The following is a 24,994-nucleotide window of genomic DNA, read 5'->3' as shown; positions in this document are numbered from 1 at the left end:
ATCGGATCTTTTTCCTGTTTTGAAAAAACAATTGCAGGAAGAAGATTTTTTTATTTCCACAATCTTTTTGTTTTTGCATACCAATTCTCGATCCCGTTGAATCTATTGGAAGGTATGACGATGCTGTTCAAATTCGTGCCGCCAATGGACCTGTTCTGCACATAAAGATAATAAGGGCTGTATAGGAATATCGCAGGCATGTCCTCAACGACGAGCTCCTGGAATTTTTTATATTTTTCTATTTTGAGGCTCTGATCCGTTTCCTGCCTTGCTTCTTCCAGGAGTTTATCCGCTTCCGGATTGTCATATAGTGAATAGTTCAATCCCGGATCTTTTTTCTGCGAAGAGTGCCAGAAGGCGAATGGGTCCGGATCGTAATTCAATATTTCTCCGAACAGAAGCGCTTCATATGATCTCTGCTTCACGTAGTTGTTTTGTATATCGTTTATGTCCAGATTTTTTATCTCAACATTAGCTCCGATCTCTTTCCACATGTCTCTAAGCTTCAGAGAAACCTCTTTTGCCTCCTGCCAGTCGGTTGTGATCAGGGAGAATTCGATCTTAACGCCGTCTTTTTCCCTGATCCCGTCTCCGTCGCCGTCTTTCCACCCCGCGTTTTCCAGGATGTTTTTTGCTTCCTCGGCGGAATATTCATAGGTTTTTACGTCGGGATTGCTTCCCATGATCTGCGACGGGATAGGGGAGTCCACAATAACCCCCTCTCCGGAATAAACTTCGTCAACAAGCTTTTTTCTGTCTACTGCATGAGCGAGAGCGATCCTTACGGCTTTATCTGAAAGAGGCTTGCTTTTTGTCTGATTGAAAAATATCGCAAAATATCTGGGAATGTTGAGCCTGTAAATATTTGTGTTCTCGGAATCAACTATATTCTTTCTGCTGGACGGCAAAATATAGTTTATGCCTTTTATCTCCCTTCGATTAAAAGCCGAAATGATCTCATCTTCATTTTGAAAGAACTTGATGATAACTTTTTTGATATAAGGCTCTTTGAAATAATAATTTTCATTGGAAGCAAGTTCGATGGAATTTATTCTTCCGCTCTTGTCTTTTGAAAATTGTTTGAATTTATAAGGGCCGCTTCCGACCGGCTTTGTCAGGTTGTACTCTGCGAGCGGAAAGTTTCCGGAACCTATGAACTCCCAAAGATGTTTGGGGAGTATTCCGAACGTGAGATTGTTGAGGAAAGGCGAATATGCGTTCTTCAGCGTGAATTTTATCGCATGATCGTCTATTTTTTCCGCCCTGATCCCTTTCCAATTGGTCCGGAGCGGGCTGTTGAAGTCCTTGTTCTGGATGGTTTGGAGCGTAAAAATGACATCATCCGCCGTAAGGTCTTTTCCATCATGCCACTTGACGCCTTTTTTCAAATAAAAAGTATAAACAAGCTTGTCCTCGCTTATTTCATATCTCTCGGCTATGTCGTTCACGAGATTTCCTTTTTCATCGATTTTCATGAGACCTGAATAGATCAGAGTGGACAGGTCTGAATCGATGTCGTTGGTTTGCGCCAGAACCGGGTTTATGAATCTGGGCTGCCCGACCATTCCTTCCACATATTCTCCGCCATAGTCGGGAGCTTCTTTTGTATTATTCAGATAATAGGTTATGGCAAGATAATTGCTGCTGGCTATTATGAGGATCAGCATCACAAAAACAACTATTTTTTCCTTTTTGCTCAGGACTGAAACCAGCCGTTTTATTTTCCTGGGGATGATATTAAATGCAATAATATTATTTTAATTTTTAAAATGCCAACAAGGCAACTAGTCGGCCAAACAAAAAAATGTGTCTGTCCGGCTTTTGCCTTAATTGTTGTGAGGTTTTAGTATTGTTTGATGAAACTTACGAACGCAGTGCCTACGAATGCAACAGCAAGAACGATTGTTGCAATGAAGAGAAACTTGTCAAAGCCTCTTTTTGTCTGATAGATATTTCCGCTTCCTCCGAACGTGTCGCTCAGGCCGGCGCCTCTATTCTGAAGCAATATAGCCACAACGAGCAGTATAGCAAATACAGTCTGCGCAATTCCCAGGGTTTTATCCATAATTCAGTATTTAGTATTTAGTATACAGTATCCAGTAAAACGCTGAATAATGCATACCGCTTACCACATACTACTTTTATTTTCCACATACCACCTTCCGCTTTCTACGTTCCAAACTATTACTTTTTCGAGAATGCCCCAATGAAGATGTTCACGGCGCTGATGACCAGCATTGCCCAAAAAGCGGCAGATAAGCCTTCTATCCTCAGTTCGGGGACGAAATAATCCAGCAGGAAAAGCATACCAATATTTATCACTATTGTAAAGAGGCCGAATGTGAAGAAGATCAGCGGAGTGGAGATCAGCTTCAGGACGGGCTTGATGAAAAAATTGATCAGTCCGAATATGAATCCGGCGGTAATGAGCGTTATAAAGCTGTTTTCGCGAAGAATGAATCCCGGAACGATTATGCTTGCGATATAAATGGCGACCGAATTTGTCAGGATCTGTATGATCAGTCTGCTGAACATATGTTTAAGCATTAGAATTAATGGAAAACCTCCTCGAAACTATATCTATAAAATATCACAAAAATCTGCACATGTCCATTTATTTGCATTGATATTGGGCTATGAATAATGAATCTTGAAAGCGCAATCTTGAAAGCGCAAATCTGCTTTTGCACGAAGATAACGAAAAGATATTATGCGACTTTTTTCCGTGTTTTGTTATTACTTAGCTTCGTATGTTTTAGGAAATTTAGACTTATCCCAAGCGTTTTTATTTGATTTTAAGCGTGAATTGCGATAGACTTAAATAATAATGGTTTTATGCCATGTGGCAAAATGTCATTTCGAAAAATATGGCAATGTGCGTATCATCATGCTAAAAACACATTAACATTTTTTATGCTTGAAGATCATCTGAAAAAATATTTCAATTTTTCCGAGTTTCGTCCGGGGCAAAAAGAGATCGTGGAAAGCATTGTTGCGGGGCGGGATGTGGTGGCGCTGATGCCGACCGGGGGAGGAAAATCGCTTTGCTATCAATTGCCTGCGATTCTGAGCGGCAAACTGACGGTGGTTGTTTCTCCGCTCATTGCGCTAATGAAGGATCAGGTGGACAGCTTGAACGCGCGCGGCATTCAAGCTTCTTTTATAAACAGTTCTCTCAAGGCTGGTGTAATTGAAGCGAGGACCAAAGAGGTAAAGGGCGGTAGAATCAAGATCTTGTATATCGCTCCGGAACGGCTTGCGAGCGAGGGATTCTTTGGTTTGTTCGCGAATCTTGATATTTATCTTTTGGCCATAGATGAAGCTCATTGCGTTTCGCAATGGGGGCATGATTTCCGTCCGGAATACCTGAAGATCAAAAATTATATTGAAAAATTAAAAAGGCGTCCTATCATTGCCGCCTTTACGGCAACCGCAACGCCGGAAGTGAAAGATGACATTATTCAAAGGCTCGGGCTGAAAGATCCTCAAGTATTCATCCGCGGATTCGATAGGCCGAACCTGAAATTTTTTGTGAAAGAAAATTTATCCAAAAAAGAGAGGAGAAGCGAAGCTTTGAGGATTGCCAGATCGATCGATGGAGCCGGGATATTTTATACCATCACCAGAAAAGAAGCGGAGGAAACGGCTGAGTTTATGCAGAAAAACGGAATAACTTCCGCTTTTTATCATGCGGGAATGAAGTCGGAAGATCGAAACAGAATCCAAAATGATTTTATGGAAAATAAATTCAGGGCGATTGTAGCCACGATCGCTTTTGGTATGGGAGTGGACAAAGCCGATATCCGCTATGTTATTCATCTTGGAATGCCGGGCAGTCTCGAGGGATATTATCAGGAGGCGGGAAGAGCGGGACGGGATGGCGAAAAGGCTTATTGCATTTTGCTCCATAGCGGCAGGGATACGGGATTGCATTATTATTTCTTGCAAAAAAGCCGCGATGAAATGCTTGCTCAAGGAAAAAGCCGGCAGGAAATAAACAGTGTTCTTAGCATCAAATACGATCGTTTGGAAAAGATTCTCGATTACGTTTCAAAAAAGAAATGCCGGCGAAAGATGATCCTTGAATATTTTTCCGATCCGGACCTGAAAAATCATGGAAACAATTGCCAAGGATGCGATGTGTGTCTGGATTTCAAATGGCCAAGCGCCACAGAATCGCAGGATAAAAATTTCGACAAAGATAATTTCATAGTCAAAGGCGAACAGCCGGAGACTTTGTCGGATACGATCTTGGAAACAGTGAAGCTTTATAAATCAGATTACGATCTTGATCAAATCGCCAAAATGAGGAATTTGGGCAAGAGCACGATCTTCGGTCATCTGATAAAATGGTATTCGGCTGGCGGAGAATTGGATCCGGAAAAGTTCATCACTCGTGAAGAAGAAAGACAAATTCTTGTTGCGATGTCCAAGGCCGAAAACTATCAAAAATTAAAGCCCATCAAAGATCATTTGCCTGAAAGCATCAGCTATGAAAAAATCCGTTTGGTGATCGCAAAAATTCGGAGGATCAATTTGGGTTAACTTAGAAACCCTATTTTCAAGTTTTTTTGTAAGTTTTTGTTTGATTTTAAGCGGATTTTGGGGTAAGATTAAGGAAATGAAACTGTTGGTTTTAAAAGCCGATTTATCGCTAAATGCGGTCGTAAAAATTGAAAATGGCGTTAACCGGAACTCAACAATCGAAACCCTAACTAAAATCGCCAAAGCGTTTGAGGTCGGTGTTGATGATTTAATAAATAAGATAAAATAATCTTATGAAAAATCAAAGTTCGTTGGTGATTTTTGAAAATTTTAATGTTCGCCGTATTTATGATGAGCAAAAAGAGGTGTGGTATTTTTCGGTAGTGGATATTATAGCTGTTTTAATTAGTCAGACTGACCATAAAAAAGCTCAAAGTTACCGGACAACATTGAAAAATCGTTTAAAAGAAGAGGGAAGTGAGGTCGTCACAAAATGTGACCAACTGAAAATGCGGGCTTCTGATGGAAAATTTTATTTGACTGATGCGGGGAAATGAAAAAAATGTAAAATAAAACTATTAAAAAAACATGAAAAAAATACCTGATAATCAAATCGCTTTTTATCAATCGCCGGACGGTTCGGTGAATATTGAAGTTCTATATTCTGAAGAAAATATTTGGCTTTCCCAAAGGCGTATTTCCGAACTTTTTGATACTACTCCGCAAAATATCACACAGCACTTGAAAAACGCTTATGATGATGGCGAATTGGACGCATCGGCAACTTGTAAGGATTTCTTACAAGTTCAAAGAGAAGGAGGCAGGGATATACAGCGAAAAGCCAAAATGTATTCTTTGGAAGCCATTATTGCCGTCGGTTATCGCGTGAATTCCGAGCGAGGCACGCAATTTCGCCAATGGGCAACTGAAATTTTGAAAAATTATATTCACAAGGGTTATGCTTTAGATAACAACAGGATGAAATACGGCTCTCGTTTTAGTACCCGATATTTTGATGATTTATACGAGGAAATCAAAGACATTCGCACCAGTGAACGGATGATTTATCAAAAAATCACTGATATTTATGCTACGGCGATTGATTATTCGCCAAAAGCTCATGAAAGCAAGGAATTTTTTGCGACAGTGCAAAATAAACTTCATTTTGCCATAACAGGCAAGACCGCGGCGGAAATCATTGCAAATCGCGCGAGCAGCAAGAAAGATAAGATGGGATTAACTTCTTGGAGGCGTTCTCCGCAGGGAAAGATTATGCCGAGCGATACAATAATCGCTAAAAATTATTTGGATAAAAAAGAAATGGAGCATTTAAATCGAATTGGAAATATGTATTTGGATTATGCCGAAATGCAAGCGGCGCGCAGCAGGGCGATGACAATGAAAGATTGGATTGTTAAGCTGAATGCTTTTTTGAAATTCAGCGAGTATGAAATTTTAACTAACGCCGGAAAAGTCAGCCATGAGGTTGCGGAAGAATTAGCGCTTAAGGAATATGAAAAATATAGAATAGAACAGGATAAGAATTATATTTCCGATTTTGACAAAGAAGTCAAAAAACTTTTGAGAAAAAAATCGAAAAAATAAGAAATAAAAATTTATGCCATGTGGCAAAATGTCATTTCGCTTCTTGGATATGCGAATCAATATGATGGGGAGAATAAAAAGAGGAAATAATAGAGAAATTATGACAGAAAACCTGACGCCGCAAGAAAAGATCAATATCTACAAAAACATTTTTATCGGAAGAAAAGATGTTTTTGCTGTTTATTGGGAGAATAAAGATAAGACCAAAAAAAGGCTATGCACCAGTTTGCGTGAATGAATGGAAGGCGGGCGTCTGTATCAAGCTTCAAAAGGGAAAATGCAAGGATTGCAAGCACAAAAAATACGCGGAATTCAATGACTATCACATCGAACAGCATTTGAGGGGAAATGAGATCTATGGAATATATCCTTTGTTAGACGACAATTCATCTCTATTTATTGCTGCGGATTTCGATGGGAAGAATTGGCTGAAAAACTCGAAAGAATTCATGAAAAAATGCAATGATAACGGGCTATCCGCACATCTGGAAAGGTCAAAATCGGGAAATGGCGGCCATGTCTGGATGTTTTTTTCTGACAGATATCCTGCGCATAAAAGCAGAAATGTTGCTCTTAATATTTTGAAAGAAGCCGGAATTATCGGTCAATTCGAAAAAGAGGAAAGTTTCGACAGGCTTTTCCCTAATCAAGATTATCTTGGAGGCGCAGGTTTCGGAAATCTTATCGCTTTGCCGTTCCAGGGAAACGCTAGAAAGTCGGGGAATACTGTTTTTCTTGATCCCGTCAACAGCTTCGAACCATTCAAAGATCAGTGGAGTTTTTTGCAGAAAGTTGAAAAAATATCTCCAGCGACAATGGACGAGCTTTATGATAAATTTAACAATATAAGAAGTAATGCCGGAAAACCGTCAAAGAATTGCGTAAACATTATACTCAAAGAAAAATATTTATCAGCAAGGATGGCATATCCAAAGCCTTTGCCAGTTTCCTAAAAGACGAATTAAATTTCGTTAATTCAGAATATTTGATCAAAAAGAAAATGGGCGTTAGCGTTTATGGAATGGAAAGGTATTTCAAGTTAATAGAGGCAGATGGCGAGAATATATACTCCCGTGGTAACGGATTTGCTTGGAGCAAAATTGTCAAAATCGCTTTATGTCGGAGATCTTTATAAGCATATACCCCGAGGGTTTGCTGATTTTGATGATTTTATGTTAGTCTATGGAAAAGAAGGATTGGAAAGATTGTGGAATCATATACGCGAATGGTCCAAAGATCCGGCGTATATGGATCGCGATTCTTACTCAATTCTCTACTTTTCCTTGTTGCTGGAGAATAAGTTGAAAGCGGCAAAGATTATGGGGTAATTATTATTTCACAGGAGGAAATATGAAAAATATAAGGCAAACTACGTTATTTGACGCAAGTACAGATGAAAGCAGCCAGTGGCCGGAAGATTATATTTTGGTTAGTATATCCCCTAAATACTATTATGACCTTGCCATCGCTAAAACAAAAAAATACGAGTACAGGCGAGGCCCGTTCTTTAACGGGTCTGCTACTGCGTTTGTTTACGCAACAACTGGAAAGGGTAAGGAAAACATAGGGTTTCCGAGTGCGGAAATTGGAGCTGTTATTAGGCTTGGCTCGCCAATTATAGGCATAGAAGAAGTTATTGCAATTAAGGAAAGTGAAGATCCTGGCTCCGAATCTATGATGAGAGAATGGTTGAATAACTCCAAAACGGCTTCAGCGTATCCTGTTGAAGTTGTGCACCTTTTCAAAAAACCATTGTCGCTCTGGGAGATAAGGAAAAAGTTCAAGGATTTCTATCCTCCTCAATTGTACATACTTCTCAACCACAAAAAGGAACTTCTTAAATATTTAAAAGAAGAAAGCGGTGTTTTCTGAGAGATCGTTGGGCTGCATCTGTATACAAACAATTATACAATCAGCCCCAATTTATTTTTGATTATTTTGTTTGCTCTGCTATGTGTTAATTTATATTTTCTGAATTTTATGAATAATAGAGGAATACATATTTTAGCTGATTTTTATGAATGCGATTTCGATAAGATATCAAGGCTTTCAAAAAAAATAAAACAATTATTTTCTTCTATGATTAAGGATAGTGGACTGACAGAAGTAGGGAGCCTGTATCATTTTTTTGATAAAATTAACTTTACAATGATTACTGCAATCAGTGAATCTCACGTAGCTGTACATACTTGGCCCGAAGATCATTATGTTTCGGCTGGTATATTTGTATGTAATTACTCGAAAAATAATGAAGTTTCGGCAAGTCGAGTATATGAGGATTTACTTTTGTTGTTTTCTTCCAAAAAAGCTCACAGGAGGATTATAAATAGATAATTTATATTTTAGGTATATTTTGTAAATATTGTTAAATAGCTTAAATTTGCATACTTATTTATTATAGAGTGTCATAATATTTTTGGGCATTGAAGCGCTTGGGAAATAGAAAGAAAAAAGCGGTTTGAGTGATGCCGACTTTTTTTATTTGAGAATGGCTTATTTGATCGCATCCATTTGATTTTCAACATCCCCCAAAAGACCCTTGATTTTTTCCAAAAGTGTGATAGACTTCTAGATGTTATATTCATTCGATTTTAATAAGAAAAATAAGGGCTTATTTAAGGCAAAAAAGCGCCTTATGAATTCATCCTAAAAATCCAATCTATGAACAAAGCAAAAATATCGATCAAGGGAGCGAGGGTGCACAATCTGAAAAACATCAGCGTGGATATTCCGAGAGGAAAGCTGGTGGTGGTGACCGGTCCGTCCGGTTCCGGAAAGTCGTCATTGGTATTCGATACGATCTATGCCGAAGGCCAGAGAAGATATCTTGAAAATATTTCGGACTATCCGAAGCAGTTCGTAAATCTTCTGAATAAGCCCGATGTGGATCAGATCGAGGGTCTTTCTCCTTCGATCTCGATCGATGAAAGAAGCGCGAGCAGAAATCCCCGTTCGACAGTTGGAACCATGACGGAGATCTATGACTACATGAGGATAATGTTCTCGACGGTGGGCGAGGTCCATTGTTCGAGCTGCAAAGGCGAGCTGAAAAAACAGACCTCCGGCCAGATCGTGAACGAAATCGTGGGTCTTGCGGACGATGCGCGGGTCATAATTATGGCGCCGCTTGGAAACCTGGATAAGGACGGCTGCATAAGGGCGATCAATAAATATTCCAAAACAGGTTATCAGAGGGTCAGATTTGACGGAGAGATAAAGCAGATGTCGGAGATCGACAAGGCCGGATTGGGCGAAAAAGACAAGCATGGGGTTGATATGGTCATCGACAGATTCAACAAGCAGGAAAAGAAAGTTGCATATGAAAGCATCCTGGATTCGGTTGAGACGGCTTTTTCGATGTCGGGAGGATTTGTGATCGTGAATTATTTCTCTTTGAAAAAAGAAGAGAGCAGGGAATTGTTCTTTTCAGACCATCTGTATTGTTCGAACTGCAGGACGACATTTCCGGATATTGAGCCCAGGCTGTTCTCTTTCAATAACCCCTATGGCGCATGTCCGTCTTGCACGGGACTGGGTGTCAAACTGGAAATAGACGCAAAAATGATAATTCCGAACAAATCCCTGACCCTGGCTGAGGGCGCGATCAGGCCCTGGGCGAATCTTCTCAATAAGTGGGAAGAATATATCAATACCCTGGATCACATTTCAAAAAAGCATAAGATACCCATCGATATACCGGTGAGCAGAATGTCCAAAAAAGACCTTGATTTCGTTTTATACGGAGACAAAGAAGCGGAAGAAGGGAAGAGGGGGGCGGAAGTTTCCGCGGGCCATGAAAGCTTCCGGGGCGCAGTGAAGATACTTGAAGGAAAATATTATGAAACGAACTCGGACTATGTCAGAAGCGAGCTTGAAAAATATATGACAAAGAAGATCTGCCCGGAATGTCTCGGAGACAGGCTCAACAGGAATGCGCTTGCTGTCAGGATCTGCGGCAAATCCATAAGCGAAATAACCAAGCTGACCGTGCTTGAAGAGATCGGATTTTTCAAAGCGCTGGCGCATGACAGGAAATTTTCAGGATCAAAACCGCTGATCGAGGAGATCCTCAAGCGATTATATTTTTTGGACGATATCGGACTGAATTATCTTTCGCTCATGAGATCTTCCGAGACCATTTCGTCCGGAGAGGCAAGAAGGATCAAGCTGTCCACCCAGCTCAGCGCAAGACTGCAGGGGATCCTATATGTCCTGGATGAGCCGTCGATCGGACTTCACAGGAGGGACAACGGGAAACTTCTTGACGCTATGAAGAACCTCCGGGACCTCGGGAATTCGGTGCTGGTCGTCGAACACGATGAATTTTTCATAAGAAATGCAGATCATATAATAGACATGGGGCCCAAGTCGGGCGAAGCGGGCGGAAGGATAATCGCAGAAGGTTCGCTGAAGCATATAATGGGCGAACAATGCATCACGGGCTGTTATCTTTCGGGGCGGAGGAAGATCGAAGCGCCGAAAAAATACAGGAACGGAAGCGGACATTTCATCACCATAAAAGGCGCGACGGATCACAACTTGAAAAATGTCGATGCAAAGATCCCTCTTGGAAAATTCGTATGCGTGACGGGGGTTTCCGGTTCCGGAAAATCAAGCCTCATCATCGGGATCCTTTCCAAGGCGCTTTCGAAAAAATTCCACAGAGCTCAGGCTGAGCCTGGAATACACAAAGAGATATTGGGATATGAAAAGCTTTCAAAGGTGATAAACATCGACCAGTCTCCGATCGGGCGCACTCCGAGGAGCAATCCGGCGACATATACCGGGATATTCACGCATGTGAGGGATCTTTTCGCATCCACCGGCGAGGGGAAATCCAGGAACTATAAGGCAGGGCATTTCAGTTTCAATGTGAAGGGCGGGAGGTGCGAGAACTGCAAGGGAGACGGAGCCACAAAGATCGAGATGTATTTCCTGCCGGATGTTTATACCAAGTGCGAACAATGCAACGGAAAAAGATATAATAGCGAAACTTTGGAAATAGAATATAAAGGCGTGAACATCGCCGATGTTCTCGACATGACCGTAAGCCATGCCCTGAAATTCTTCAAGGATACGCCGGCACTTTTCACAAAGCTGTCGATTCTCGATAGCGTCGGTTTGGGATATATGAGACTGGGTCAGAGCGCGACTACCCTTTCCGGAGGCGAGGCGCAGAGGATAAAGCTGGCAACCGAGCTTTCCCGTCCCGCAAAAGAGGGGAAGACTCTTTATATTCTCGATGAGCCGACCGTGGGATTGCACTTCGAAGATACAAGAAAGTTGCTTGGAGTTCTGAACAGGCTTGTAGACAGGGGAAACACAGTTCTGGTGATCGAACATAATATGGAAGTCATAAAGTGCGCCGACTGGGTCATTGACCTTGGTCCCGAGGGCGGAGACAAGGGTGGATACATAGTTGCCCAGGGGACTCCGAAACAGATACTGAAAGCAAAGAACAGTTACACCGGAAAATATTTGCACGAAGTGATGTAGGTCAAATTAAAAAAGTTCCATGACCATGGAACTTTTTTGTATGCTTCCTTTTTCAAGCCTGCCGGTATCGGTAAGTTTGAAAAAAGGAAAAATAGGAATAAAAAAACAATAGCGATCATTTCAGAAGTTCTGTGAAATTATCCACAGAACCGAAAACAGGCCAATGAAGGCTTAGGCCGAGCGTACCTGAATCCTGGCTCATAAATTCATTGATGCTGACAATGTTCTCTCCAAGATGTTTCATGATTTCTTCGATGTCCCTTTGGAATGTCGGTGCGGGAATGTCTTGGTCCAGCCACATGGTAGTGTCGATCAATTCAAGCTTCCCATCAGCCCTTTTTATCAGCAAGATCACTCTTTTTGCGGATTTGGCCTTCAGGACTATGTTTTCGTTGTCGGGCAGTTTTTCAAAGAGGATGCGGATCTTTGATCTGGATTCTTCCATAGTTTTTCTTTTTTTCATTTCTTTTTCAATCAATTCTTCTACTCTCTCTATTATATCCTTAGTCATATATATACCTCTGGTTTTTTTATATACTCACCATCATTCTGGAGATGGATAAACTGGACGCTAAAAGCTATCGCCCAATTTATCCATCTCCGGGGATCTCTTCCTATTTTATTTAAAAAGAACTTTATTATTAGCTATCTTATGGTATTATTACATTAAGAAAGCTAACCAAAGACTGTATGCCAAATTTACGAAAAAGTTAAGAGCCTGAAGTGCAGATTCCTTGCTACTGGACATTGTCTGCATGCGAGTTGGGGTGATAGGTAATTCAATAAAAATATGTTTAAAGAGAATCAAAATTTTGGAATAGAGAAAAAAGAATTGATAATTCCTGAGTTTGAAGATCCGGAGGAATTATGTATTACAACGTTTCAGGGAAATAGACCGGCTGTATCCAGGGATGAAACTCCCATCGCGACAACAGGATGCGCTTTGTGCTCTGCGCTTTTAATGCGGCAAGGCGATGTTTCCGTTCTGTTTCATGTTGAAAATTCCGGGCTGACAGTGCGGCAGAGGGAAAGCTTGAAAGATCTGCCAAAAGGAAGCTATGTGGGGAAAAAGATAGGAAATGAAGTAAGCAATATGGTGCAGGATATAATAGAAATGCTGAAAAATGAAGGAGACATCATTGTTGATGCGGAAGATGTAAAAGTTGAAACCGGCGGTGGCCGGTATGACGTTCTTTATAGGCCCGGTGAAAATAAAATATATGTAAAAATAAAAGGAGCCGATAGTGAAAATATCATAGAGGTCGAAGGTTTGAACCTGGAGAAGGAAAAAATAGATAAGTCGCCGAAAGCAATAAAAGACTATGCAGGATAATATCCGGAAGAAGTGATGAAGTATTGTTTTTGTGGGTTAATTTCCCGAGAGCTTGGCGATTAGATGCTAATTTTGTCATTGAAAAGGTATGAAGCTGCGAAAAAATCTCTATTTTCGGGCAATAAAAAAATCCTCTCCAGAAAATAAGAAAAGTTAAGATTTCTTAAGTTTCGGGGAGGGAATTGGATCTCTCTTCTTTCATAAGGCATGCTCCTCTTATTAGGCAAAAAACAATAGCTAACAAGAAGAAGTACGCTATATAGATTGGCCACCAGCCTTTCGGGGCAATGAACACAGCGGCAGTCGCTGCAATCATCGTGATTACTAGCGTTCCAATAGTAAATACTTTTTTCTTTGGATTTATTTTCAATTCCTTAATTCCTATGAAGACCGCGTAATTTTTAAAAAGGGCCACGAAAATTCCTATTAGAAGCGCTACAATTAAAGCACCGTCAATAGCTCCATAAGAAAGTACTCCTTCCTTGTGAAAGATTCTTAGGCTTACGATAAAGCTTAATATCCCTACACATGCAGTAAAAATTATTGATTCACCTACATCATCCATATCATCCATAATATTCCTCCATTGGAACGGTTCCTTTGTCCATTTGCCTTTAGAAACAGGGTAAAATGATTGCCAAAAATTGACAATCAAACTATCTGCTTCGAAATTTGTTATTAAAGGGCTGTTTCTGCAGCTTTCTTGTGGTATTATTATATTAAGAAAGCTAACAAAATATTATATGCTAGAATCAAAAAAAAGTCAAGAGCTTCAAAGGCAGATCCTTGCCACGATCGCATACTATGACATATTTGATTATCCTCTGACTTCGAATGAGATTTTTTCATATCTGATTAGAAGAGGCGGGAACGAAAACAGCAAGAGCGAAGGAGCGTCAGGGGATGTTTTGGAGTGTCTGGAAGAGGGCGAGATGTTGAGAAGCAGGATCGGTGTGAAATACGGTTTTTATTTCCAGAGAGGCCGGGATGAGATGGTCGCCAGGAGGCTGGAGCGGAAAAAAATAGCGGACCAAAAATGGAAGAAGGCCAGAAAGATCTTTTGGCTGATGCAAGTCACGCCATTTTTGAAAGGCATCTTCATAAGCGGGTCTCTTGCGCTCGGGAACAGCAGGCGGGACTCGGACATAGACCTTATCGTTGTGGCAAAGTCCGGAAGGATATGGACGGTGAGGACGTTCATAACCATTCTGACTTCGCTTCTTTTTGCAAAAAGGCATGGCAAGGTGACGAAAGATATGATCTGTCTTAACCATTATATTACCGACAGATCTCTCAAGATACCTTTTGAAAGCTTGTATAACGCCGAGAGCTATATACATCTGGTCAATTTATACAAACATCCGAAAGACCTCAGGCTTTTTCAAGAGTTTCAGATAGAAAACGAATGGATGGGAAATTATGTCGAAAATTGCAGGGGTTCAGAGCTTGGGAGCTCGAGGAGCATAAAAAGAAGCGCTGTGCTTTCTTTTATTTCTTCAGTATCCGGTTTTATGCTGTCGAACGTGATCGGGGATGTGCTGGAGAAAAAACTCTCCGAATTTCAAAGCAGAAGAATAAAGAGCGATCCGTTGTATAAAAAATCCGGAGGCCGGATAACGATAGGCGATGATCAGCTCGAATTTCATCCGGATTCTCATGAAAGATTCGTGATCCCGGAATTCAACTCCCGCATGGAAAAGATGGGGCTTGCTGAATTTGCAGGGCAGAAAGATTCGGGACTGAATAAATAGCTTTTCAGTTTGTAGCTTATTGGCTTTTTAGGACAACCGATGTCAATGTTTGCCTTAGACTTTTTAAAAGCCTTTTTTATTGTTCCGGAACTCGTTTATTGGCAGTGGATTTGGGTATATTGAGATAGGACTATTTTCCTAATTTGTTGTTAAGCTTTCTCTTGACAAATATCAAAAAATGTGATATACTTTAATTTCAAGATAAGAAAATAGATAACAGTAAATGAACATTAAATATACAGATTAATGAAAGGAGAGAGTCATTAATGAGTTGTATAAAGGAATATAACCGAATGCTTGCTTAGTAATAGATTAATAATCAATAAAGCAAACATTAACATATTTCTATATACTTAATAATGTCATACTAATCGCATGGATTAAAAAAGCGATTGGAAGGATCTCTCTTTCGATCGCTTTTTTGATTAAGAAGGGCATTGCCCTGAGAAAGAATGACGAAGCGATCCGTTCCCCGATTTTCCAAGTTTATCTTTTGCTAAGGTAAACTTAGAAAAGCTTCGAAAAAATTTCGAGGCCTAACCCGGTGAGATAAAGGTTTCACGGGTCAAGAAGTCTTCAAATCGTAGAAATACGAAGAGAAGCATGCCCGATGTCGCGTAAAGCTATGTCGCGGCGATGCACATTGAAAAAGGGGAAAAATAATATCAAATCATGTTCCTGATTCATCGGTAATCTTCACGTTCTCGATAATATTTATGCGGGCAAAGTGTTTGTTGACCAGCAATCCAGCAAACGCTTTAACCGCATAAATAAAATTCTCTGTTTTTTGTCTTTTGACTATACGCGGTAAGGCAAAATAAAACAAGACAGGGAGAGGTGAGGATATGAATGGACTAAAATTTGTTTTTGGCATATTATTATGCCTAACGTTTGTAATATGTGCTGGAACTTTATTGTATAAGGCCGAGATCACGTTTGAGCAGGAGATAGGCGGCCATATGCAGAGAGCCGCTGATTCGAATACCATTGACCTCGCAACGAAGGAAATGGAAACCGTGATTGAGAACATGAGGGTGAATGGGTATACGCATGGGTATACCACGATAATAAGTTTTTTGAGAACCCCGGATGAAGATGTAGGGTTCTGGTATGAGAACATGAACGCATCTCTTTGGGAACTCAAAAAAGTTCCTGAAAATGCTTCACAGCTCGACAAGAGCAACGTGCTCATGAAGTTAAGGGAAACCTTAACGAACAAGGGCGAACAGGGTTCTGCTGTGACAGTGCCTCCGGGAATCTCCAGATTCCCAAACAACTTTGCCTGGGCGCTTGCATTCTGGTTCACACTGGCATTATTTATCGTTGGCTTTGTATTAATAGTTAAGTCAATTGATGAATAAGTAACTTTTTCCCCTTTTCAATTTTTTTCCAAGCTTATCTTTCATAAAAAGGTAAATTTAGAAAATTATTTAGTACAGAGTAATTTGTTTATCCTGAAACAAACGGTTGCAATCCCGCTGGGGGCGGGTAAACAGGTTACTCTTTGTTAAAATGAAAATTTTAAAAAGGGTTCCTGAGAATGTTTCAGGATGAACATTGAAATTTAGGAGGCAGAAAGTAATGATAAAAATATTGTATTCTTCAGAAAAGACGAACTCATTCCGTCCTATGCCATGGAATTGGTCAGTTGAACCTTTTCCGGCGTTTCGTGGAGCTGGAGCACGTTATAGTGCATTTCAGCCAGTCGCAAGCGGCTATGTTCCAAAGTTTAAGGGGAAAGAGCCATCGGCAGACGGATATTCCTGTCCGAATGTGAGTGTTGATGATCAGCCGTCAAAGTTGATCGAAACACAAAAAGGAACACTACTTATTGTTCCGTGCTCGGAAAAACAGGACGAGAAGCTAATGCTCATAACTCTGCGTGGCGGATTCCGTGGAAATTATAGCAGGGTTGAAGCCATCGGTGCCGAAATTTTGTCTAAGAAGGACGGCAATATACATTGTTGTCCCACAGGACATTTGGTTGTTCGGCTCACAGATCCGAAAGGATATGTGTTTGCAGAAACGGGTCGGCGATGCGGAACCGGTCTTGTCGAGATTTTTTCTTGGGATGGCTACAAAACGATGCCAACTGAGGAGTTTGAAGTCTGGCGAGAGACATCAGAAGAAATCCCTAGCCGCGGGTAATGCGGAGTTTAAAGCTCATAGAAAAATTAGTCTTTCGAGCACAAAGAGAAGAGGTGAATAAAATGAAATTGTACACAATATCTTCGCCGGGAGATAATCCGGTAATGATGGAAATGGATGTCCCTTGTCCTAATAAAGGAAAAAGCGATATAACTTTCATCGATCCTGGAGAGAATAATCCCGGACCATGTAAGGAGTGCGGGGAGCTATGGGCGCCCTACGAGAAAAAGGGGACTGTGTGGGAAACATATCACCCGAAAGCAGGGATTATAAGATCTCGTGATAGCATTGTTATTGGCGAAAGTGGTCGCGGACGAAACGAAGGAATTATTCCCATTATTGGTAATGGTTCCGAGGTTCGCGCCAAGAAGACAGACACGGGAATCGTCCTTGTTCGTGGAGACTGGAACGACGAGGATCGTTGCCTGGCGGTAATCAACGCCGTGGGGTCGTATGATCGTTGTCGGTCATATGGTATCCATGATGCCCAAGGAGTGGAAACGATTATTTCCGGCACGATTGCTTTCGGGCAGGCTGGCCGGACGAACCATGGCGAAGAGGTTCTTGCGATTCTTTCACCGGGCGCAATTTTCCGGCTTAATTCTAAGTACTCATCCACGTGGTATATGTGGACCGGAAAAGAATGGGTTGTTGAAACGCCGGAAAGACGCAAGGCTCGACTGGCACTGGTGATAGTTGAAAATGGCGGCGGGGAATGGTTATGAAAACTCCCCATATCGCCTTGACACTTCGCGGAAACAGTGTCAGCAAGGGTATTGGTGTCGCTGACGGACAAGTACCATTCAGTCCACAGTCGGGAATGACACGTCATGATACGGGACTTATTGCGAGCACTCCTGCATCGGATGGCAATTTGGATAAAATCTACATTGTTATCACCAATGAGGGAGTCGTATTGATCCCCTGCGAGGAAAATCCTCAAATGGAATTGGTGCTTGTCGAGCAGTATAGTCCGGGCTGCGGAGCCAAGCGCTGGCCAAGCTTTCATGTGGAGTTTGGATCGGAAGTCAGAAAACTTTCCGAAGTTTCCACTGGCGGAGGCTCTGGCGGAGAAACTTGGGTTCTTGTCTCGGCGCCGTTCGGCTGGGCACAGAACATAGCATCTCAGTTCGTGGATGAACGAGATGTTAATGGACAAACAATTTCGTATAAGAAGGAAGGAAAAGGAAAAGAGACGAAAATCAAAGAAGAAAAAATGGGGGCGGTTGATATGATCGCCCAAATGAATACTATGTTTAAATAGAAACATGGTAAAAAAGACAGGAGTGTAAAGTCCGCACGACCAAGCACTCCTTCCAATTTTCCAAGTTCGCAAATATTTTTGTGAATTTAGAAAAATTCCCGAATTGAAATCGGGAACGAAAAAAGCTTTCGGAATTTGCAGAACAAAAAGATTCGGGATTGAATCAATAGCTTCTTAGGATGCATTATTCGCATCTTTTTTTAATGGTTTAATTCCGATAACATCTAAAAAGCTACAACCTAAAAAGCTAATGGGCTGTCCTCTTGACACCCGCTGAAAAACGAATAGAATGGTATTAGCACTCAAACAGAGAGAGTGCCAAAATCGTTCGGAAGATTCGAGGTAAAATTTAATAAAGCCTGATCAGAGCCCAATTAACAAGTTAATGCGTCTGCCGAAAAGCAGGTGCGGAAAGGAAAGTCATATGAAGCTGAAACCTCTCGGAAACAAGATCATCCTGGAAGCTGTTTCCAAAGAAGAAAAAACAAAAAGCGGGATCATAATTCCCGATACGGTTGACAAGGACAAGCCGGAACAGGGGAAAGTTCTCGCTGTCGGTCCGGGAAAAATTGACGATGCCGGAAAGCGGATCCCGATGGATGTCAAAGTCGGTGACACTGTGCTTTTTTCAAAATACAGCCCGACGGAGATCAAGATCGACGGCAAAGAATATCTTGTCGTTTCGGACGAAGACATTATGGCGATCGTTGAAGGAAAATAGTGAGTAAATTATGCCAATCAGGATTGTGATGTGCGGCGAAAGGTGTTTTGACACAAAAGTGCAAAATTGAAAAATCAAAGTGCAAAATGACAGATCAAAAAGACAAAATTATCCGTAAAATATTTTAATTTTACATTAAATTTTGATTTTTGATATTTGATTTTTAAATTAGACGTCAGTTCATCCCAAGCGCCTGAGCAGCAACAACTCGCTTGAAGAAAAAACATTTATAATTAAAAGAAAATATTATGGCAAAAGATATAAAATTCGACGAATCGGCAAGGCAGGCCATTAAGGCGGGAATAGACAAGGTTGCCAATGCCGTGAAGATCACGCTGGGCCCCAAAGGAAGAAATGCGATCCTGGACAAAGGCTATGGAGCTCCGACCATCACGAATGACGGAGTTTCGATCGCGAAAGAAATCGAGCTTGAGGATAAGTTTGAGAACATCGGTGCGGAACTGGTGAAGGAAGTCGCTTCCAAAACGAATGATGTTGCGGGAGACGGAACTACGACTTCTGCGGTCCTGACCCAGGCCATCATCACTGAAGGTCTGAAATATGTCGCTATGGGCGTGAATCCGGTCGGCATCAGACATGGAATAGAAAAAGCCGGAAAAGAAGTTGTGGCCGAGCTTCGCGCGAATTCACAGAAGATCGAGAGCAAAGCCGAGACGGCGCAGGTCGCTACGATCTCCGCGGAAGATGTTGAGATTGGGAACATTATTGCTGAAATTATGGAAAAAGTCGGAAATGACGGAGTTATAACCGTTGAAGAATCTCAGACTTTCGGTATGTCCAGCGATATAGTGGAGGGAATGCAGTTCGATAAAGGCTATATTTCTCCCTATATGATCACCAATGCGGAAAAAATGCAATCAGAACTGGCAGATCCGTATATTTTGATCACGGACAAGAAAATTTCCACATTGAACGAGATCCTTCCGATCCTGGAAAAGATAACCCAGACCGGGAAAAAGGATGTTGTCATCATTGCTGACGAAGTCGAGGGAGAAGCTCTCACGACTTTGATCATCAACAAGCTCCGCGGAACTTTCAGCGCCTTGGCGATCAAAGCTCCGGGATTCGGTGACAGAAGGAAAGAAATGCTCGCTGATCTTGCAGCTGTCACAGGAGGCAAGGTTATAACCGAGGACCTCGGATTGAAACTTGAAACTGCGACTTTGGATATGCTTGGAAAAGCGAGGAAAGTCGTTTCCACGAAAGACAATACGACTATCGTTGACGGACGGGGAGATAAGAAGGATATTGAAAAGAGAGTTGCGCAACTGAGAAAAGAAATAGAAGCTTCCGATTCCGATTTTGACAAGGAAAAGCTTAAGGAAAGATTGGCCAAGCTTGCCGGAGGAGTTGCGATCCTCAAGGTCGGAGCTGCGACTGAATCCGAGCTTACATACAAGAAACACAAAGTTGAAGACGCCTTGGCTGCAACAAAAGCCGCTGTTGAAGAGGGTATAGTTGCGGGAGGCGGAACCGCTCTGGTGAAAGCCGGTGTCGCCGTCAAAAAGAAATTCGATGAAGGAAAGTTTGCTGCATCCAGTCTGGATCTGCAGGATGAATATAATGCGGGATTCAAGATCCTTCTTCGGGCGCTTGAAGAACCGCTTCGCCAGATCGTTCAGAATGCCGGAAAAGAAGAGGGCGCTGTTGTGGCGAATCTCGTCAGAAATTCCAAGCTGAAGAACCTCGGCTATAACGCAGTATCGAATAAAATGGTGGACGACATGGTGAAAGAGGGGATAATCGACCCGGTGAAGGTCACAAGGTCCGCTCTTGAGAATGCCATCTCGGTCTCCGCGATGCTTCTTACTACGGAAGTAGCGATCACCGATCTTCCGGAAAAGAAAGAACATGCGCATGGCGGAATGCCGGGCGGCATGGGTGGAATGGGCGGCATGGGAATGGGGATGTAATGTTTCGGTTTGAATAGAAAAGAGTCCCGAATGGTTCGGGGCTCTTTTTATGTGCATGGAAACGTTTTGTGAAAAATATATTTTTATGTTATAATTAGCCATATAAAATAATCCAGCTTTTATATTAACAATTAAGAAAAAAACATGGATGCGATTTTAACGATTCTGCTTATTGCCGTGATCATTCTGATCACTTGGGCTATAGGCATATACAATGGGTTTGTGACCCTTCAGGTCAGGACAGATGAGGCATGGAGCGATATTGATGTCCAGTTGAAAAGAAGATATGATCTGATCCCGAACCTTATCAACACGGTAAAGGGTTATGCAACTCACGAGAAAGATGTTTTCGAGAAAGTGACCCAGGCCAGGGCGAGCGCCATGAGCGCGCAAGGTCCCGAGCAGAAAGGAATGGCGGAAAATATGCTTGCCGGAACGTTGAAAAGCCTGTTTGCGGTTTCCGAGAGCTATCCCGAGCTGAAAGCGAACCAGAACTTTTTGGAACTTCAGAAGGAGCTTTCCGACACGGAAAACAAGATCCAGGCTTCGAGAAGGTTCTATAACGGCAACGTCCGCGACCTGAACACCAAGATCATGGTTTTCCCCGACAGCGTAATTGCGGGCATGATGGCGATCAAGAAACGCGAATTCTTCCAGATCGAAGATGCGGCTCAGAAAGAAGCTCCAAAGGTCAGTTTCTAATGAACACGATCTCTAGCTGCCTGATGCCTGATGCGGATAATTCATTATCAGCCTAAACGTATAAACATGTTTCAAGCGCGAAACAAATTGATGTTGTGCATTGTTTTTGCTTTTGCCTTTTTTTTGGGAAATGTTGAAAATGCAAGGGCAGTGTGTGCGCCGGAAGATCCAACTGTTGTTATTAATCCAGCTTTAAACTTTGGAGCAGAAGAAAGCGTATTGGGTTACACTTTGACCGTGACCAATAATGACGATGATCCTCCTTGCGTAGCCGGCGTAGATGATAGAGTTTTTTCATTAACGATAACATTACCAGCAGCTCCATGTATAGAAGATAGCTGGACTGAAACTCTTCCTTTAAATACTCCTGCAATTGTTCCCGGAGGTTTTGTTAATATTCCATTCACTGTAACTTCCTGCAGAGGGCCTTATACTTCCGCAGACAGTTTTTCTTTCACAATAACCGCATCGCAGGGAGGAGATTCCGGGAGTGATTCGGCCGTTTATGACATCACCGGTTCATCCTCTGAAATATGTGACGATAGTCCAGGTTTGCCGGCTGACGATGATGGAGATGGGTTTATTAATTGTGATGATTCGGATTGTCTTGGAAATCCGGCTTGTTGCGGAAATGGCATAATAGAAGGCTTGGAAGCTTGCGATGGTCTGACGAATTGTCCTTTGCCTAAATTGTGTAGCGTTTCTTGTGGTGCATGCAATTTGCCCCTAACTCCGCCGTCAACCGCAGGACCTTGTGAGCCTCGGGGAAAAATAGGGGGTTTGGTTCCTTGTGGAAGGGTCTTGAACGATCCCGTGACTCCCTGGAATGAAACGGCGCCATGCAATCTTTGCCACGTTGTTCCCACGATCTATAATATAATAAATTATCTCATCGGGATCGTCGGCATATTCACGATACTTTTCATCGTGCTCGGAATGCTGATGTCCATAACTTCCATTGGGGGATCGGGCGGATTGGCTGCTGTTAAGTTGGTGATTTCCAAATCCGTTCTTGGATTTGTGGCTGTTCTTGTTGCCTGGCTTATTGTGAATTTGGTCATGGTGCTTTTTGGATTCAGCGATCCGATGGGGGACGGCAGCTGGAGAAAGATCAGCTGTAATCTGGATACCACTTTTTGCGGTGATGGAATAGTGAATGGGGTTGAAGTTTGTGAGCCTGGTGTTACTCCCGACATGGATTGCCAGGCCGTGCTTGGTGTAGGCTATCCTCTTCATTGCGCCGGTATTGAGGTTGCTGGAAAGCGAAGTTGCAATTGTACTTGCAATGGCTGGAATGAGTGCACTGCTAATGCGCCAACGCCAATCGATGGTAATTATGGTCAATGCAATAATGCCACAACCTATGTTCTTGATTATGCCTGCTGCGATTTGGTAAGTTGCGGAGCTGATGCGTGCTGTGGGGGCGCCAACAGTGGTCCTTCATCGCTTCCTCCTGGATATGTGTTCAGTGAATCCATTGGTTATAGCGGGGGTAATTGTGTATTGGGACAAAGTACCAGAGATTGGGCCATAGGAATAAATCATACAACCGGCTATTTTCAATGCTGGAAATAATCATCCTTATGTTCAGTAAGAGAATAAAAATAATAATTGTCGGGGTTCTGGCAGTGATCTTGGCTGTTGTTTTGATATTTTCTTTCGGACTCAAGAGGAAAAAACCAGATACGGGGAATGTAGTGGATCCTAATGGAAAAACAACCGAAGAAAAGAAGGTCGAGGACATAATAAGCGAAGATAATGATATTTTGAATATTTTGGCGGATTTGAAGAGAGATCATCCGGAATTCAGCGAAGCGCAAATTGAATTTTTCCGTGAAACGGCAAAACACAGCATAAACTCCATCGGCCCATGTTTGGGAAGGGGTGATAGAAGTGAATGTATCGCGTCCGTCGCTTTTATCAGGGCGGATAGCGGTATTTGTGGAGAGATCCAGATCCAAGAAAAAATTATTGGATGTATGAATGTCATTGTGGAAAAGCGTAGCGAGGGGAGGATCAGCAAATGCCAATCGCTTGATGGCGGGAATTATGTGAATTGCATAGGACAAATATTTATACTCTACAATAGAACGGAAGATTGCGTGAATTTGAATTCCGAAAAAGCTCTAAATACATGCGAGGAGGTATTTCTTTACAGAAAGGCATTTGTAGAGCGCGATCTGAAAATATGCAGTGAAATTATTGATGATAAATTGAAGAATTTTTGCCTCGAAAATAAAATGATCAAGGATAGCGATGGCGACGGGCTTTCCGATGGCGATGAAACTTTGAAATATAAAACCGATCCCGATGACTCCGACACTGATGGCGACGGTTATTCCGATGGCAACGAGGTGAAAAACGGATTCAATCCTCTTGGTGCGGGAAAAATGGAATAAAGATGGCTTTTTGCTCTGATTTACCCTATAATCAAGGTAAAGAGCTGTTTTTTAATGTTAAGTTAACTCTATGCCAACTCTATATACACAGGCAGACAACAACAAAAGGAGCACCTATTTCCTGATCACTGTTTTTCTTGTTTTTGTGATCGCAGTCGGATGGGTTTTTTCCGAAGCGATAGGTTCCAGCGCGATCCTCTGGTTTGCGGTGATTTTCAGCATGCTTATGAGCGTCGGAAGCTATTGGTATTCCGACAAACTTGTGCTCATGATGAGCAATGCGCACGAGATCGATCACGACAGTGCGCGCGATCTTTATCATCTTGTTGAAAATCTTTGCATCACTGCCGGTCTTCCGGTTCCGAAGATCTATATCATTGAAGACACTGCGCCCAACGCTTTTGCGACAGGGCGGGACCCTCAGCATGCCGTGATCGCCGTTACGACCGGACTTCTTCAAAAATTGGAAAAGTCTGAATTGGAAGGAGTGCTTGCACACGAACTTTCCCATATAGGAAACCGGGACATCCTTCTTTCGACTGTTGTCGTTGTGCTTGTCGGAGTCGTTGCGCTTCTTGCGGATTCTTTCAGACATTGGGCTTGGTATGGAGGAAGAAACAGGGACAGCAGGGGCAAGGGCAGCGAGTATATAATGATCATCGCGATCCTGCTTTCAATTATCGCTCCTTTTTTCGCGATGCTCATTCAGCTGGCAATTTCAAGAAAGAGAGAATTTCTTGCTGATGCTGACGGAGCTCTTCTGACACGCTATCCGGAAGGACTTGCCAATGCGCTTCGGAAAATATCCGCCGATCAGGAGCCTCTCGAGGTTGCGAATCGCGCCACGGCGCACCTCTATATCGCGAATCCATTCAAAGGCCAGAATGTGAGCAAGATGTTCATGACCCATCCTCCGGTCGAAGAGAGGATCGCGGCATTGATGGGGATGCCCGCCTCCGGCGGGTCCGCAGAAGGCGGAGAGGTAGGGAAATAAAAAATGAAAAAATCTCGAGCCCAAGGCTGATGAGCCTATGGCTCAAAAATGGAAAATGACAATGTAAAATTAAAAATTATGGTCGGCAAAAATTCAATCAAACAATTTATGAAGCTGGATTAGGGAAGGATTTTTTTACGGTGATTTAATGTTTTATAACAT

At 42.2% G+C, this 24,994-nt stretch carries 27 protein-coding genes; 22 read left to right on the top strand and 5 right to left on the bottom strand.

Translation table 11 applies throughout. The features are described from left to right. Positions 1-50: 50 nt before the first annotated feature. From WC788_00660 to WC788_00650, 3 genes are all read right to left on the bottom strand, one after another. Positions 51-1,667, bottom strand: coding sequence for a peptide ABC transporter substrate-binding protein (locus WC788_00660; protein ID MFA6096121.1), 1,617 nt, complete (start codon positions 1,665-1,667; stop codon positions 51-53). Positions 1,668-1,843: 176 nt separating this feature from the next. Continuing rightward, positions 1,844-2,065, bottom strand: coding sequence for a preprotein translocase subunit SecG (gene secG, locus WC788_00655; protein ID MFA6096120.1), 222 nt, complete (start codon positions 2,063-2,065; stop codon positions 1,844-1,846). Between the two features lie 119 nt (positions 2,066-2,184). After that, the gene (locus WC788_00650) at positions 2,185-2,535 is read right to left on the bottom strand and encodes a phage holin family protein (protein MFA6096119.1); all 351 of its coding nucleotides are present in this window, start codon (positions 2,533-2,535) and stop codon (positions 2,185-2,187) included. A gap of 378 nt (positions 2,536-2,913) precedes the next feature. On the opposite strand from WC788_00650, the gene WC788_00645 reads away from it, so the two are divergent. The 10 genes from WC788_00645 to uvrA all read left to right on the top strand — a co-directional run bounded on the left by WC788_00645 (position 2,914) and on the right by uvrA (position 11,586). Beyond that, the gene (locus tag WC788_00645) at positions 2,914-4,545 is read left to right on the top strand and encodes a RecQ family ATP-dependent DNA helicase (protein MFA6096118.1); all 1,632 of its coding nucleotides are present in this window, start codon (positions 2,914-2,916) and stop codon (positions 4,543-4,545) included. 76 nt (positions 4,546-4,621) lie between these two features. Next, positions 4,622-4,774, top strand: coding sequence for a helix-turn-helix transcriptional regulator (locus WC788_00640; GenBank protein MFA6096117.1), 153 nt, complete (start codon positions 4,622-4,624; stop codon positions 4,772-4,774). Positions 4,775-4,778: 4 nt separating this feature from the next. After that, complete coding sequence (locus WC788_00635; protein MFA6096116.1) at positions 4,779-5,042, top strand: hypothetical protein; 264 nt, start codon at positions 4,779-4,781, stop codon at positions 5,040-5,042. Positions 5,043-5,073: 31 nt separating this feature from the next. Then, positions 5,074-6,090 (top strand): virulence RhuM family protein, encoded by a 1,017-nt coding sequence (locus WC788_00630; GenBank protein MFA6096115.1) that lies wholly within the window; start codon positions 5,074-5,076, stop codon positions 6,088-6,090. Between the two features lie 100 nt (positions 6,091-6,190). Next, positions 6,191-6,328 carry a hypothetical protein gene (locus WC788_00625; protein ID MFA6096114.1) on the top strand — a complete coding sequence of 46 codons (138 nt, stop codon included), beginning with the start codon at positions 6,191-6,193 and terminating at the stop codon, positions 6,326-6,328. Then, complete coding sequence (locus tag WC788_00620; GenBank protein MFA6096113.1) at positions 6,321-7,043, top strand: hypothetical protein; 723 nt, start codon at positions 6,321-6,323, stop codon at positions 7,041-7,043. Before WC788_00625 ends, WC788_00620 begins: the two co-directional genes overlap by 8 nt. A 99-nt stretch (positions 7,044-7,142) precedes the next feature. Then, the gene (locus WC788_00615; GenBank protein ID MFA6096112.1) at positions 7,143-7,418 is read left to right on the top strand and encodes a hypothetical protein; all 276 of its coding nucleotides are present in this window, start codon (positions 7,143-7,145) and stop codon (positions 7,416-7,418) included. Positions 7,419-7,440: 22 nt separating this feature from the next. Then, positions 7,441-7,962, top strand: a complete 522-nt coding sequence (locus WC788_00610) for a hypothetical protein (GenBank protein ID MFA6096111.1) — start codon at positions 7,441-7,443, stop codon at positions 7,960-7,962. Positions 7,963-8,070: 108 nt separating this feature from the next. Further along, on the top strand, positions 8,071-8,424 hold the full coding sequence (locus tag WC788_00605; GenBank protein MFA6096110.1) for an S-adenosylmethionine decarboxylase: 354 nt from the start codon (positions 8,071-8,073) through the stop codon (positions 8,422-8,424). A 327-nt stretch (positions 8,425-8,751) separates the two neighbouring features. Continuing rightward, positions 8,752-11,586: an excinuclease ABC subunit UvrA gene (gene uvrA / locus WC788_00600; protein ID MFA6096109.1), complete on the top strand. Its 2,835-nt coding sequence runs from the start codon at positions 8,752-8,754 to the stop codon at positions 11,584-11,586. Positions 11,587-11,701: 115 nt separating this feature from the next. On the opposite strand, the gene WC788_00595 is transcribed toward uvrA, so the two are convergent. Continuing rightward, a complete protein-coding gene (locus WC788_00595) occupies positions 11,702-12,097 on the bottom strand; it encodes a hypothetical protein (protein MFA6096108.1) in 396 nt (131 codons plus the stop codon). A gap of 279 nt (positions 12,098-12,376) precedes the next feature. Between WC788_00595 and WC788_00590 the strand changes: the two genes are divergently transcribed. Next, positions 12,377-12,919: a hypothetical protein gene (locus WC788_00590; GenBank protein MFA6096107.1), complete on the top strand. Its 543-nt coding sequence runs from the start codon at positions 12,377-12,379 to the stop codon at positions 12,917-12,919. A 163-nt stretch (positions 12,920-13,082) separates the two neighbouring features. Here WC788_00590 and WC788_00585 read toward each other — a convergent pair whose 3' ends face one another. Beyond that, positions 13,083-13,493 (bottom strand): hypothetical protein, encoded by a 411-nt coding sequence (locus WC788_00585; GenBank protein MFA6096106.1) that lies wholly within the window; start codon positions 13,491-13,493, stop codon positions 13,083-13,085. A gap of 169 nt (positions 13,494-13,662) precedes the next feature. Between WC788_00585 and WC788_00580 the strand changes: the two genes are divergently transcribed. From WC788_00580 to WC788_00530, 11 genes are all read left to right on the top strand, one after another. Continuing rightward, positions 13,663-14,670, top strand: a complete 1,008-nt coding sequence (locus tag WC788_00580; GenBank protein MFA6096105.1) for a nucleotidyltransferase domain-containing protein — start codon at positions 13,663-13,665, stop codon at positions 14,668-14,670. Between the two features lie 845 nt (positions 14,671-15,515). Next, the gene (locus WC788_00575; protein MFA6096104.1) at positions 15,516-16,031 is read left to right on the top strand and encodes a hypothetical protein; all 516 of its coding nucleotides are present in this window, start codon (positions 15,516-15,518) and stop codon (positions 16,029-16,031) included. Positions 16,032-16,251: 220 nt separating this feature from the next. Then, the gene (locus WC788_00570) at positions 16,252-16,818 is read left to right on the top strand and encodes a hypothetical protein (GenBank protein ID MFA6096103.1); all 567 of its coding nucleotides are present in this window, start codon (positions 16,252-16,254) and stop codon (positions 16,816-16,818) included. A 62-nt stretch (positions 16,819-16,880) separates the two neighbouring features. Beyond that, a complete protein-coding gene (locus WC788_00565; GenBank protein ID MFA6096102.1) occupies positions 16,881-17,543 on the top strand; it encodes a hypothetical protein in 663 nt (220 codons plus the stop codon). After that, positions 17,540-18,082, top strand: a complete 543-nt coding sequence (locus WC788_00560) for a hypothetical protein (protein ID MFA6096101.1) — start codon at positions 17,540-17,542, stop codon at positions 18,080-18,082. The genes WC788_00565 and WC788_00560 overlap by 4 nt, the downstream gene beginning before the upstream one ends. Positions 18,083-18,506: 424 nt before the next feature. Next, the gene (groES, locus tag WC788_00555) at positions 18,507-18,803 is read left to right on the top strand and encodes a co-chaperone GroES (protein MFA6096100.1); all 297 of its coding nucleotides are present in this window, start codon (positions 18,507-18,509) and stop codon (positions 18,801-18,803) included. A gap of 248 nt (positions 18,804-19,051) precedes the next feature. After that, positions 19,052-20,737 carry a chaperonin GroEL gene (gene groL / locus WC788_00550; protein MFA6096099.1) on the top strand — a complete coding sequence of 562 codons (1,686 nt, stop codon included), beginning with the start codon at positions 19,052-19,054 and terminating at the stop codon, positions 20,735-20,737. Positions 20,738-20,881: 144 nt separating this feature from the next. After that, entirely contained in the window at positions 20,882-21,439 is a 558-nt protein-coding gene (locus WC788_00545; GenBank protein MFA6096098.1) for a LemA family protein, read from the top strand. A gap of 66 nt (positions 21,440-21,505) precedes the next feature. Next, positions 21,506-23,014 (top strand): pilin, encoded by a 1,509-nt coding sequence (locus WC788_00540; protein MFA6096097.1) that lies wholly within the window; start codon positions 21,506-21,508, stop codon positions 23,012-23,014. Continuing rightward, complete coding sequence (locus WC788_00535) at positions 23,002-23,838, top strand: thrombospondin type 3 repeat-containing protein (GenBank protein ID MFA6096096.1); 837 nt, start codon at positions 23,002-23,004, stop codon at positions 23,836-23,838. Before WC788_00540 ends, WC788_00535 begins: the two co-directional genes overlap by 13 nt. A gap of 70 nt (positions 23,839-23,908) precedes the next feature. Further along, complete coding sequence (locus WC788_00530) at positions 23,909-24,832, top strand: M48 family metallopeptidase (GenBank protein ID MFA6096095.1); 924 nt, start codon at positions 23,909-23,911, stop codon at positions 24,830-24,832. Positions 24,833-24,994 lie beyond the last annotated feature (162 nt).

This window comes from Candidatus Paceibacterota bacterium, from assembly GCA_041661265.1.
In the GTDB taxonomy this organism is placed as follows: Bacteria; Patescibacteriota; Minisyncoccia; order JAHIHE01; family JAGLIN01; genus JBAZUT01.
Note: the sequence above shows the minus strand (reverse complement) of the source record. Positions and strands in the feature narration are given on the sequence as shown.